Origin of the sequence: Peribacillus sp. Aquil_B1 (genome assembly GCF_022603275.1) — a bacterium.
Lineage (GTDB): Bacteria > Bacillota > Bacilli > Bacillales > DSM-1321 > Peribacillus.
Window position 1 is genome coordinate 734,754 of the sequence record NZ_JAKXEE010000001.1, and the last position, 13,141, is coordinate 747,894.

At 44.1% G+C, this 13,141-nt stretch carries 11 protein-coding genes and 1 other annotated feature; of the genes, 8 read left to right on the forward strand and 3 right to left on the reverse strand.

Annotated elements, in window-relative coordinates:
- Window position 1: 1 nt before the first annotated feature.
- The 7 genes from MPH60_RS03635 (at window position 2) to ysxE (ending at window position 7,912) form a co-directional block, all read left to right on the forward strand.
- The gene (locus MPH60_RS03635; RefSeq protein ID WP_241593810.1) at window positions 2-832 is read left to right on the forward strand and encodes a cytochrome C assembly family protein; all 831 of its coding nucleotides are present in this window, start codon (window positions 2-4) and stop codon (window positions 830-832) included.
- A 9-nt stretch (window positions 833-841) separates the two neighbouring features.
- Window positions 842-1,774 carry a hydroxymethylbilane synthase gene (gene hemC / locus MPH60_RS03640; protein WP_241593809.1) on the forward strand — a complete coding sequence of 311 codons (933 nt, stop codon included), beginning with the start codon at window positions 842-844 and terminating at the stop codon, window positions 1,772-1,774.
- On the forward strand, window positions 1,774-2,565 hold the full coding sequence (locus tag MPH60_RS03645) for a uroporphyrinogen-III synthase (protein WP_241593808.1): 792 nt from the start codon (window positions 1,774-1,776) through the stop codon (window positions 2,563-2,565). The genes hemC and MPH60_RS03645 overlap by 1 nt, the downstream gene beginning before the upstream one ends.
- A 1-nt stretch (window position 2,566) precedes the next feature.
- Window positions 2,567-3,559 (forward strand): porphobilinogen synthase, encoded by a 993-nt coding sequence (hemB, locus tag MPH60_RS03650; RefSeq protein ID WP_241593807.1) that lies wholly within the window; start codon window positions 2,567-2,569, stop codon window positions 3,557-3,559.
- 41 nt (window positions 3,560-3,600) lie between these two features.
- Entirely contained in the window at window positions 3,601-4,890 is a 1,290-nt protein-coding gene (gene hemL / locus MPH60_RS03655) for a glutamate-1-semialdehyde 2,1-aminomutase (protein WP_241593806.1), read from the forward strand.
- 433 nt (window positions 4,891-5,323) lie between these two features.
- Window positions 5,324-6,754, forward strand: coding sequence for a stage VI sporulation protein D (gene spoVID / locus MPH60_RS03660; RefSeq protein ID WP_241593805.1), 1,431 nt, complete (start codon window positions 5,324-5,326; stop codon window positions 6,752-6,754).
- A gap of 87 nt (window positions 6,755-6,841) precedes the next feature.
- The gene (ysxE, locus tag MPH60_RS03665) at window positions 6,842-7,912 is read left to right on the forward strand and encodes a spore coat protein YsxE (RefSeq protein ID WP_241593804.1); all 1,071 of its coding nucleotides are present in this window, start codon (window positions 6,842-6,844) and stop codon (window positions 7,910-7,912) included.
- A gap of 56 nt (window positions 7,913-7,968) precedes the next feature.
- On the opposite strand, the gene MPH60_RS03670 is transcribed toward ysxE, so the two are convergent.
- Complete coding sequence (locus MPH60_RS03670; RefSeq protein ID WP_101222799.1) at window positions 7,969-8,160, reverse strand: hypothetical protein; 192 nt, start codon at window positions 8,158-8,160, stop codon at window positions 7,969-7,971.
- 226 nt (window positions 8,161-8,386) lie between these two features.
- Window positions 8,387-8,616: a binding site (T-box leader), on the forward strand.
- 42 nt (window positions 8,617-8,658) lie between these two features.
- Between MPH60_RS03670 and MPH60_RS03675 the strand changes: the two genes are divergently transcribed.
- On the forward strand, window positions 8,659-11,310 hold the full coding sequence (locus MPH60_RS03675; protein ID WP_241593803.1) for a valine--tRNA ligase: 2,652 nt from the start codon (window positions 8,659-8,661) through the stop codon (window positions 11,308-11,310).
- 56 nt (window positions 11,311-11,366) lie between these two features.
- Here MPH60_RS03675 and MPH60_RS03680 read toward each other — a convergent pair whose 3' ends face one another.
- Together MPH60_RS03680 and MPH60_RS03685 are read right to left on the reverse strand one after the other, a co-directional pair.
- Window positions 11,367-12,209 carry an ATP-grasp domain-containing protein gene (locus tag MPH60_RS03680; RefSeq protein ID WP_241593802.1) on the reverse strand — a complete coding sequence of 281 codons (843 nt, stop codon included), beginning with the start codon at window positions 12,207-12,209 and terminating at the stop codon, window positions 11,367-11,369.
- Complete coding sequence (locus MPH60_RS03685; RefSeq protein ID WP_241593801.1) at window positions 12,178-13,119, reverse strand: ATP-grasp domain-containing protein; 942 nt, start codon at window positions 13,117-13,119, stop codon at window positions 12,178-12,180. The genes MPH60_RS03680 and MPH60_RS03685 overlap by 32 nt, the downstream gene beginning before the upstream one ends.
- Window positions 13,120-13,141: the final 22 nt, after the last annotated feature.

The window sequence follows — 13,141 nt, forward strand, 5'->3', positions numbered from 1 at the left end:
TATGGAATTACTAATGACAAGATTGCATGAAGCCACTGTTTTGTTGTATGCCATCAGTATGCTTTTATATTTTATCGATTTCCTTAATAATAACCAGAAGGCGAATAGGGTCGCCTTCTGGTTGCTTTCTATTGTTTGGGTACTGCAAACAATTTTTTTATTTTTGTATGTGTTGAAAACGGGAAGGTTCCCGGTATTGACGATTTTTGAAGGCTTATATTTTTATGCATGGGTCCTCATATCGCTATCTTTAATCATTAACCGATTGCTAAGAGTCGATTTTACGGTCTTTTTTACGAATGTATTAGGTTTCATGGTCATGGCCATCCATACCTTTGCACCTGTTCAGATAGAATCTCAAGTGCTTGCGCAGCGCCTGGTTTCAGAGCTATTGCTCATACATATCACTTTTGCCATCCTATCATATGGGGCATTCACGCTGTCTTTCGTTTTTTCACTTTTATACTTAATTCAATATGATTTACTGAAACGGAAGAAATGGGGAAAACGCCTGCTTCGACTCGGCGATTTAACAAAGCTCGAGCATATGTCTTATGTCCTCGCAGTAATAGGTGTCCCATTATTATTGGTCTCCCTTATCCTGGGGATTCAATGGGCTTATATAAAAGTGCCTGGGGTATCCTGGCTGGACATGAAGATCATCGGCTCATTCATTTTGCTTATCGCTTACAGTGTGTTTTTATACTTGAAAATTCGGAAACAAATGTATGGAAGGACGCTAGCCTTTCTGAATATTGGATCTTTCATGATTGTGTTAATTAACTTTTTCCTTTTCGGAAGTCTTTCAACATTCCACTTTTGGAATACATAGGAGGAAACTATGAGAAAAATAATTGTCGGTTCTAGACGTAGTAAATTAGCGATCACCCAAACGAACTGGGTTATCGATCAACTTAAAGAGCTTGGGGTCCCATACGAGTTCGAGGTGAAGGAAATTGTCACAAAGGGTGACCAAATCCTTGATGTAACACTTTCCAAGGTAGGCGGAAAGGGCTTATTCGTTAAAGAAATCGAACAAGCGATGCTTGATAAAGAAATTGATATGGCAGTACATAGTATGAAAGATATGCCTGCAGTGCTGCCTCCTGGCTTGACGATTGGCTGCATACCACCGAGGGAGGACCATCGGGATGCCTTGATTTCAAAAAATCATGAAACCCTTTCCGAACTGAAGCCGGGTTCCATCATAGGTACAAGCAGCTTGCGCCGCGGCGCGCAAATTTTGGCTAGAAGGCCGGATCTTGAAATTAAATGGATTCGCGGTAATATCGATACCCGACTGAATAAGCTGAAAACGGAAGATTATGATGCTATCATTTTAGCAGCGGCCGGACTAGCAAGAATGGGATGGGAGCAAGACATCGTAACCGAATTTTTAGATGAAGATATTTGCATTCCGGCAGTTGGACAAGGGGCACTTTCCATTGAATGCCGCGAAGACGACAAAGAGCTGCTGGCGGAACTTGCGAAATTGACCTGTGAAAAAACGAAAAGAACGGTTGAAGCGGAACGTGCCTTTTTGGATAAAATGGAAGGCGGATGCCAGGTACCGATTGCCGGATTTGCAGTGGCAAAAGATAATGGATCCGTATCCTTGACGGCTTTGGTCGCTGCCCCGGATGGCAAGGTGATTTATAAAGAAATGGTTGAGGGAACCGATCCCGAGGCGGTTGGCCATGCTGCTGCCAAACAGATTAGCGAAATGGGCGGCAAAGAATTGATCGATCGCGTAAAAGAAGAGCTTGATCAGTAATGAATCCCTTTCAACCTCTTAAGGATTATCAGGTATTAATCACCAGAGGGAAAGGACAGGCAGATGGTTTAAAAGAGTCGATCGAAAAAAATGGCGGAACGCCGCTTCTTGTGCCATTGCTTGAGTTCACTCTTCCTGATCATTTGGAAGATGTACAACAGCGGTTAGATGAGTTGCTTTCCTATGATTGGATCATTTTGACCAGTCAAAATGGGGTGGATTTCTTCTTTAAGCTTCTTGGTAACCAGCCTTTAAAGCTTCCGAAAATAGCCGTAATCGGCTCCAAAACAGAGGCGGCCCTGAAACGACATGGATATAAGGCGGATTTCGTTCCAACTCAGTTTGTTGCCGAAGGGTTCGTGGCGGAGTTCAATGCCCTGCTTGATAAAGGGTCCCGTGTGTTGCTGGCAAAAGGAAATCTCGCAAGGGCGGTTATTGCGGAGGCAATCAATGAAGCTGGTGCATCCTGTGATGAAGTGATTATTTATCATACCGTGCTTCCTCGAAGCAGTGAAAAAAAACTGGTGCAGCTTATAAAGAACGATGATATCGACATCATAACCTTTACGAGTTCATCGACGGTCAATCATTTTTTACAGATCATGAAACGCCATGAATTGGATACATACATAGACCGGATCATCATTGCAGCAATCGGGCCGATTGCCGCTAAAACGGCTGAAAAACATGGGCTATCCGTCAATGTCTGTCCAGATGTTTATACAACGGATGCCATGGTTGCGGAGTTAATACGCTTCATTTTGAAAAGAAGTAATAAGGAGGAACTTTAAAATGAAAAACATTCCATTCAATCGTCATCGTCGCTTGCGTGCAAGTGCTGGCATGAGGGCTTTAGTCCGTGAAACACAATTGCATAAAGAGGATTTGATCTATCCGATCTTCGTCATCGACGGAGAAAATGTGAAAAATGAAATCAACTCCATGCCAGGTATCTATCAGCTATCCATGGATAATCTGGGGGCCGAAATGGATGAAGTCGTCAGTCTGGGCATTAAATCAGTCATTTTATTCGGTGTCCCTTTTGATCATGATAAAGACGAACAGGGCACAGGGGCATTTCACCATAACGGACTTGTGCAAGAGGCAACACGTTTTATTAAAAAACAATATCCTGATGTTATTGTCATAGCGGATACCTGCCTGTGTGAATATACAAGCCATGGCCATTGCGGGGTCGTAGAAGGGGAAAAAATCCTCAATGACGCTTCACTTGACCTTCTTGCCAAAACAGCAATCAGCCAAGCAGAGGCCGGCGCCGATATCATTGCACCTTCCAACATGATGGACGGTTTCGTTGCGGCCATCCGTGCGGGTCTGGATGAAGCGGGTTATGAAGATATTCCGATCATGTCCTATGCGGTGAAATATGCTTCGGCTTTTTACGGCCCATTCCGTGATGCCGCAAATGGTGCGCCGCAATTCGGCGACAGGAAAACTTACCAAATGGATCCCGCCAATCGCCTTGAAGCATTCCGTGAAGCTGAATCCGATGTTGAAGAAGGTGCGGACTTCCTGATCGTGAAACCGGCCCTTTCCTACATGGACATCATCAGGGACGTTAAGAATAACTTTAATCTTCCTGTTGTTTCCTATAATGTCAGCGGTGAATATTCAATGGTTAAGGCAGCTGCCCAAAATGGCTGGATTGATGAAAAAGCGATTGTGATGGAAATGCTGACAGGCTTGAAACGTGCAGGTTCCGACTTGATCATTACGTATTTTTCAAAAGAGGTAGCACGCTGGATAAACGAAGATAATCAATGATATAAAAAATATAACCTGTAATGGAAAAAGGGGATTGAATCATGCGGTCATATGAAAAATCGAAAAAAGCGTTTGCCGAAGCAAAAAATTTGATGCCAGGCGGCGTGAACAGCCCGGTGCGTGCCTTCAAATCTGTGGACATGGATCCCATTTTCATGGAGCGCGGAAAAGGCTCAAAAATGTATGATATCGATGGAAATGAATATATCGACTATGTTCTTTCATGGGGACCGCTTATCCTGGGCCACACGAATGACCGTGTCGTGGAATCATTGAAAAAGGTAGCGGAATCAGGTACAAGCTTTGGAACCTCGACGCAGATTGAGAATGAACTGGCCAAGCTGGTCATTGAACGCGTGCCTTCGATTGAAATGATCCGTATGGTATCTTCAGGTACCGAGGCGACGATGAGTGCACTAAGGCTGGCACGAGGCATTACAGGCCGTGATAAAATCCTGAAATTCGAAGGCTCCTATCATGGCCATGGTGATTCCTTGCTGATCAAGGCGGGTTCCGGCGTTGCGACATTAGGTTTACCGGATAGCCCGGGAGTACCGGAAGGCATTGCAAAAAATACGATTACCGTAGCATACAATGATTTAGCTGCAACCAAATACGCATTTGAACAATTTGGCGAAGACATTGCCTGTATCATCGTAGAACCTGTTGCAGGGAACATGGGTGTGGTTCCACCACAACCTGGTTTCCTCGAAGGCTTACGTGAAGTGACGACCCAATACGGGGCTCTATTGATCTTTGACGAAGTTATGACAGGGTTCCGTGTCGGCTATAATTGTGCACAAGGCTATTTTGATATCGTACCTGACCTGACTTGCCTTGGGAAAGTTATTGGCGGCGGCTTGCCTGTTGGAGCTTTCGGAGGCAAGCGGGAATTCATGGAACAAATTGCCCCGAGTGGGACAATCTATCAAGCGGGAACATTGTCGGGTAACCCTCTTGCCATGACGGCCGGCCTTGAAACGCTGAGCCAATTGACTCCCGAATCTTATGATGAGTTCACCAGAAAAGGGGATATGCTCGAAAAAGGTATTGGGGAAGCAGCGGAAAAGTACGGAGTTCCCCATACGTTCAACCGTGCGGGTTCCATGATTGGACTTTTCTTTACGAATGAAGAAGTCGTAAACTATGATACAGCAAAAACATCCGATTTAGAGTTCTTTGCTTCTTACTATAGGGAAATGGCGAATCAAGGCATCTACTTGCCGCCGTCACAGTTTGAAGGTTTATTCCTTTCCACTGCACATAGTGATGAAGATATCGAAAAGACCATTACAGCAGCAGAACAGGCTTTTGCAAAATTAAAAAAATGATGCAGGCTTCATGAACTACCGATATATTGAATAATGATAAATTTGAACTGGCAACCATTTTCCAAAAACTTTTGGAGAAAGGCAGCCAGTTTTTTTGAATTCAATCAGTATGTGGAAGGTCGAATTAAATGTGAAGGCCGGATTAATATGGAGCTAGGTCGAATAAAATGGAGGAATGCCGGATTAATGTAGAGCTAGGTCGAATAAAATGGCGGAAGGTCGAATTAATGGTTTCATTCAAGATTTTCATGCCGATAGTTACAATCACGCATTAATTTTAGCATAAAAAATTTGAATCCCTTCTTTTTAAAAGGTTCAGGAAATATAAGGTCTCGAGTGTGGCATATGAAATTAAGGAATAATCAGCTTTCTTCTTTCATAGATTGATATTGGTATAGGTACCGTTTCCTGAAGCTGAAAGGAGGAGTTGTTTTTGTCGCAAGAAAATGAATCGTATTTACGATTTTCTTTAGAGGAATCCGTTTGGTTCCAGAAGGGACAGGAAGTGGCTGAGCTATATTCCATTTCGCTTGATCCAAATGTGACGATTCAAGAAAGTGATCAATATGTTTTTATACGAGGCTCGTTGGATTTAAGCGGTGAATATAAAGACTCGCAAAATGGTGAAGAAGAGGAGTTTTCGCAGACCTTTTTGCCAAAAGCGGTTCAAAAGGTCGAGCGGCATCTCAATGGACTAAATGAGTTCACACACCGTTTTCCGGTTGACATAACGATTCCGAATAATCGGATTGCCTCATTGGATGAGGTCGATGTCTCGATTCAAAGCTTTGATTATGCCCTGCCAGAGCATAACTGTTTGAAATTGCAGGCGGATCTTTTGATAACCGGAATCTATAATGATTCATATGTGGAAGAACGGTTCGATACGGAGCAGGAAGTTGGGGAAACAGAGGAACAAGAAGAAACGGATGGGGAAAATGAGTCGTATATTCCTTATGCGGCTGCAGTGCCGCCGATCCCGGACTTTCAGCCTGTTTTCCGTGATGAAGAGGAAGAAGAGTTATACGCGCCCTTTTCTGCAGAGTCAAAACGAGTTTCTGAAGCAAATGAAGAAGAAGAAGAGGAACCGATTTATTTAAGCAATCAGCATAGTGCCCCAGTTTTTGAAATGCCCGTTTCACCATATCCTGAAGAGGAGGAATGGGAAACGGAAGTGCATAGGCAGGAAGAAGCTGAAGCTGTAGAGGAAGAAGTTATTGGAGATCCGTCTGACCCAACGGAAAAGGTACCTTCCATGGAAGATGCGAAACTGGAGGTAGAACCAAGCAGGCAGGACCCAGTGGAGACGATAGAGATTCCTAGAGTGACATTGAAAGAAGAAGTAGAAGAAGAAGAAATAGAAGAAGTAGTAGAAGAGCTAAGTCAAGCGATCAATCAACAAAATAGCCCTGTTTCCAGAGAAACCGAGGATGTCATACGGCAGGAGGAAGATGGCGTTGCAGCGGGTCCTATTCTAAATGAACATGTAAAGGTGGAGCAGGAAGAGGAATCCAATTCGTCCTTAAGCGATCTATTCAAAAAGAGGGAAAGACCTGCGCCTCCGGCTAAGGAGGTTAAGAATTTCAAAGGCAGGAAACAAGCCGCGGAACGTGATGATAAAGAAACGGCCGATCATGGTGAGAAGCAGCCTTCCATCATGGATTTATTCGGGCGGAAACAGGAAGAAGAACTGGTAAGGATGAAAGTTTGCATTGTTCAGCAAGGGGAAACGCTTGATGACTTGGCTCAACGATATGATGTTACGGTTCAATCGATACTTTTCAGCAATGAATTGGAGTCTAATCAAAACGTTCATGAAGGGCAAGTCATCTATATACCGAAGGCGGTTGCATATAAGAATTGATCGGGACAGAGAGCAGAGCATATGGTCTGCTCCTGTTTTTTAGGTGCTGGAGAATGTTTAGTTTTTTAGAGAAAGTGAGTGAGTCTCGTGAGGGAAAACGAGAATCAGCAGACTGCCAATCGGAATCGGGACGCGGAAACCGTATTGAAGGAATATGCCATGTATGTACAATATATCGAGGACTTCGGGCGTGTGAAAAAAGTTTACAGTGATCGCGGTACATTTGCCTTGAAATCGATGGTACCGCAGAACGGCATTGATTTTATCAAAAATGTTCAAAAACTGTACCATCGCGGCTATAATCGGATCGTTCCGATTTATCAAACGATGGATCAGCGTTACGCCGTTCTTCATAATGGCCGTTTGTATTACCTGATGCCCTGGCTCAATAATGAGGGGGACGGGGAGCGCGATGAAAAACATAAGCAAATGTTCAGGGAGCTTGCTCGGATGCATACACTTTCCGTTAAGGAAATACAAGTGGATATGGAGGAAAGGGAAGCCCATTATGAGCGGACGCTTGATACATGGAATAACGAAAAAGACTTTATGGATGAGTATATTGTCAGCTGTGAAAAGAAGTGGTATATGTCTCCATTCGAAATGACGGTTTGTTCTTTCTACACTGATATTTCACAGGCGCTGAAGTACTCGATCAAGAAGTTTGAAACCTGGTATGAAAAAACGAAGGATAGTGAAAAGGTTCGAACCGTGGTCACGCACGGAAAGGTTTCTTTGAAGCATTTCGTTTATGATGAGCGGGGGTATGGCTACTTCATCAATTTTGAGAATTCGAATACAGCTCCGCCGCATTTCGATTTACTGCCATTTCTCGTTAAATCGGCCAGGACCTATCCTGTCCAATGCGATGACTGCGTTGACTGGCTATATAACTATTTTCGTTATTTTCCGTTGAAGGAAGAAGAATTGCTGCTCATGCAAAGTTATCTGGCATTCCCTGGATCAGCTTTGGAATTAGTGAAGAGTTATTCCGATGGCAGGGTACATCGTTCAGAGCTGGATAATGTTACTCAACTGCAGCGGCAATTTTGGCTTCTGAAAAATATTGAATATATGGTGATGAAAATCGAAGAAATCGAACAGCAGAAAAAGGCTGCTGCCGAGGCTGCCAAAGAAGAACAATCACCTCCAAGCTAAATATACATGATTGGATCATCTCCAGTCATGTATATTTTTTTGCTGTAAGGGAATAATTAAATCCATTCGAAATATAAAGACATGGCCAGGAAAATAAATGCGATTAGCAGGAGCATATCGAAGAAAGTCGGAAAAATCAGTGTGCGTAATCCTTGGAATACGATAAAGGGGACGATGAACTGCTGGCAGACACCGCGGAATTTCTTCATCCAAGGCGGTAAAGTATAGGGAGTATATCTTCGCTTCATATTATTACCTTCCTTTTTAGGACTTCTTATATTCTATGGGTGGGCAGTGGAAAAGGTGATTAGGCCGTCACATTTACTGTTCTTGGAGGATAAAATAAAGAAAACGACCTTGAATGTATCAAATGGGATGATTCCTGGGAAAGTAAGCGAAAAGATGATTGACTGGAGCCCCATATTTTTTGTACTATATACTATATGCATTCAATCAATTTACATATGAATATAAATCAATGCAAAGACCGGAAATAGTAAGATGATATGCACTTTTCAGAGAGGAAACCAAATTGGTGCGAGGTTTCCAGGCAGCAGCATCCGAAGTCGTCCGCGAGCAGTCTTCGTGAACCTCTTAGTAGCGAAGGCCGGTGAAGAGCCGTTATCCGATTTGAGAGCCGAAAAGTGATTTTTTTCTTTTTCGGAAAAAAGGTGGCACCGCGAACAACTTCCTTCGTCCTTTTGTGATGATGGAAGTTTTTTTATGCCTAAAAAGGAGGAAATGATATGGAAGAGAACCAAATTTCTATGCCGACTAAATATGATCCGCAGACGATAGAGAAAGGCCGCTACAAATGGTGGCTTGATGGAAAGTTTTTTGAAACGACGGGTGACGATAAAAAAGAACCATATACGATTGTCATCCCGCCGCCTAACGTGACAGGTAAGCTTCATCTTGGCCACGCTTGGGATACGACGCTTCAAGATATATTGACACGCATGAAGAGGATGCAAGGCTATGACGTTTTATGGTTGCCGGGCATGGACCATGCCGGTATCGCGACTCAAGCGAAAGTAGAACAGAAACTTCGTGCGGAAGGCGTGAGCCGTTATGACCTTGGACGTGAAAAATTCGTCGAAGAGACATGGAAATGGAAAGAGGAATATGCGAGCCATATCCGTGAACAATGGTCAAAGCTTGGTCTTGGACTTGATTATACACGTGAACGCTTCACTCTTGATGAGGGGCTTTCAAAAGCTGTGCGCGAAGTGTTCGTTTCGCTTTATAACAAGGGCTTAATTTATCGCGGCGAATACATTATCAACTGGGATCCTTCGACGAAAACGGCGTTATCCGATATCGAGGTTATTTACAAAGATGTGCAGGGCGCATTTTACCATATGAAATATCCGTTGGTTGACGGATCGGGTGAAATTGAAATTGCCACCACCCGTCCGGAAACGATGCTTGGTGATACTGCTGTTGCTGTACACCCTGAAGATGACCGTTATAAACACTTGATCGGCAAGATGGTCCGCTTGCCAATTACAGGCCGGGAAATCCCGATTGTCGGTGATGATTATGTCGATATGGAATTCGGTTCAGGCGCGGTCAAAATTACTCCGGCTCATGACCCGAATGATTTCGAAATCGGGAACCGTCACGATTTGGAGCGCATCCTTGTCATGCATGAAGATGGCTCGATGAATGAAAAGGCTGGTAAATATGAAGGCATGGACCGGTTTGAATGCCGTAAACAAATCGTCAAAGACCTTCAGGAAGAAGGAGTACTCTTCAAAATCGAAGATCACCTTCACTCAGTCGGCCATTCAGAGAGAAGCGGTGCCGTTGTTGAACCATATCTTTCGACGCAATGGTTCGTTAAAATGCAGCCGCTGGCTGATGCATCCGTTGAGCTTCAAAAGGGATCCGATGAGGAAAAAGTTCATTTCGTACCTGATCGTTTCGAAAAAACGTACCTGCATTGGATGGAAAATATCCGCGACTGGTGCATTTCCCGTCAGCTTTGGTGGGGTCACCGCATTCCAGCCTGGTACCATAAAGAAACAGGTGAAGTGTATGTAGGCCACGAAGAGCCTGCGGACGCTGAAAACTGGGAACAAGATACGGATGTTCTGGATACATGGTTCAGCTCGGCATTATGGCCGTTCTCGACTATGGGCTGGCCTGACAAGGACAGTGTCGATTTCCAACGCTACTATCCAACCGGGGCACTTGTGACAGGCTATGATATCATTTTCTTCTGGGTATCGCGGATGATTTTCCAAGCTCTTGAGTTCACGGGTGAACGACCATTTGAAGATGTACTGATCCACGGACTCGTTCGTGACGAACAGGGGCGCAAGATGAGTAAATCGCTTGGCAATGGTGTCGATCCGATGGATGTAATCGATCAATACGGTGCCGATTCCCTGCGTTATTTCTTGTCTACTGGCAGCTCGCCAGGACAGGATCTTCGTTACAGCACGGAAAAAGTGGAAGCGGTCTGGAACTTCTCCAATAAGATTTGGAACGCATCCCGTTTTGCTTTGATGAACATGAACGGCATGACTTATGACGAAATCGATTTAAGCGGTGAGAAATCTGTAGCCGATAAATGGATCTTGACGCGCTTGAATGAAACGATTTCCAACGTAACCAGACTTGCGGATCGTTATGAGTTTGGTGAAGTGGGCCGTGTATTATACAACTTCATTTGGGATGACTTCTGTGACTGGTATATTGAAATGGCGAAGCTTCCGCTATATGGCGAAGACGAAGCAGCGAAGAAGACGACGCGCTCGATCTTGGCTTATGTACTGGATAACACGATGAGATTATTACACCCGTTCATGCCTTTCATTACCGAAGAAATCTGGCAGAACCTTCCTCATCAAGGTGAGTCAATCACTGTTGCCGCTTGGCCGGAAGTGAATGAAGGATTGACAGATACAGCTGCAGCCGAGGAAATGAAGCTGCTTGTTGAAATCATCCGCTCCGTCCGTAATATTCGTGCTGAGGTGAACACACCGCTAAGCAAAAAAATCAATTTGATTTTAAAAGCGAAAGATGAGTCAATCTTAGAGACGTTACAGAAAAACAGCAGCTATATCGAGCGTTTCTGTAATCCTGAACAATTGACGATCGGAATCGAAGTCGAAGAACCTGCTCAAGCCATGACAGCTGTCGTAACTGGTGTAGAATTGATCCTGCCGCTTACAGGACTGATCAATATCGACGAAGAAGTGAAACGTCTTGAAAAAGAACTCGACAAACTTAATAAAGAAGTTGAGCGCGTACAGAAAAAATTAGGCAACGAGGGCTTCGTCAAAAAGGCGCCGGCAAGCGTCATCGAAGAAGAACGTGCCAAGGAAAAAGACTATAGCGAAAAACGCGACTCTGTCATCCACAGGATCAGCGAACTGAAACAACTGTAAAAAGTAAAACAAAAGGATGAACCAGCTTTATGCGGTTCATCCTTTTTTGTGCTTCGTTAGGAGGATATTCTTTCTTTTATGAATCTAAGATACTCTGATACGATATTCATATCACTTAGTGCACTCAATGTCCGGCTGCCGACGACATCCTCGATTTCGTTCAGCATGAGGCTGCCATCTTCGGCAAATATGAAATCGATCCCGACCAGGCCAAAATCAAACGACCTCATTACTCTTTCAACAAGGGCTAATTCAGAAGCAGTCAGCTCATATAGAGAAGCCGATCCGCCCAGTGTATAATTTGCCTTGAAACTGGATGCGGATTCCCTAAGTACAGCAGCCTTCACTTCATTTCCAATTACAAATACGCGGATATCTTTACCGAATAACCCGGGTTTTTGGACTATCCAGTTTCCATCATTCAGTTCGGCAAGATCATCGGCATGCTCGATTAAATATACTTGTTTCCCGCCGCGGCCACTCGTTTCCTTAGCAATGAAAGGGAACTCCATGTCATCGGCACTCGGCATCCCGTTACAATATACGGTATCGGCCATTGGAATCCCCAGCGAGGACAAATATTGATGCGTCTTTGCTTTGTCATTCGCGATTTCCGATACGAAGGAGGAGTTAAAGCAAGCAATCCCCAGTTGCTCAAGTTGCCTTGTGAAAAAAGGATCGATGGTCCGGACGATAGCAAAGTCCGGCAATGAAATTGGCTGTGTCCCGTGTTCCACGTACAACTCATTGAAACGATGACCAATCCTAAGGTCTTCCCGAAAGTGAAAGTGTAAATCAAGATCAAGCTTACTTGCTTCGTCAAGCATCCAATCTATGTATCCCTTATTTTTCAAGGCATCCTCACGGTTATAAATCAACCAGCCTGCTTGTTTTTTCATCAGATGCACTTCCTTTTCCTAATTCTCTCAAGATATAATCGAACATGCTATCAGCGATGTTGATGCCTGTACATTCATAAATATTCGGTAAATGCGAATTCGAATTCACTTCGCACAAAAGCGGACCTTCTTCACCGAACAACAAATCGACACCAGCGAAGTCGGCACCCAGAATTTGCGCACATCGGATGGCAAGTTGTGCTTCTTCACTGGTGGGTGAATATGGTGCAGCCTGCCCCCCGGCAGTCATATTAGCTCGGAAGTCTTGCTCCGAATGGCGTTGCATCGCTGCTATGACTTGATTGCCCACGACATTCACGCGAATATCCCGGCCTTTACTGTGCTCGATGAATTCCTGGAGTATAAAAGGTTTGTGGCCAAGATTACGGATCGTCTTTAGTAACTCATCCTCTGTTTCGATCAAATATACTTGTTCCCCAAAAGAACCGTATGCTTCCTTAACGATAAGTGGATACCCAATTTCATTGCCGATTTGTATGAAAGCATCCATATTGACCCTTTCAATCCCTTCGTACGTAAAAGGGGGAAATATTGTTTTCGGCATCGGTATGCCATGCCCGGTCAATGCTTGATGTGTTTTTGCTTTGCTGTCGCAAATATCGATCGCTTTACTGCTGTTATATACGGGGATGCCGAGCAATTCCAAATGGCGGGCCAAATGAATGTCTTTATCCATGAACAGGACAAAATCGGGCAGCTTTTCGAATGCCCCTTTAAGCAGTGGCACTCCTTTTTTGATTACGGGAATGAGGTCTGAATTGCGGATAAGGGTTGCCATGATATCTTTCCTTTCAGCCGCCTCTTTAATGAACAAAGCCAAACTGGAAAACTTATCATGCTGTAAATAGCCATTAACGACAATCCAACAGTGGAAATCTGAAGGTTTCATAGTAAAACACTACCTTTCATCT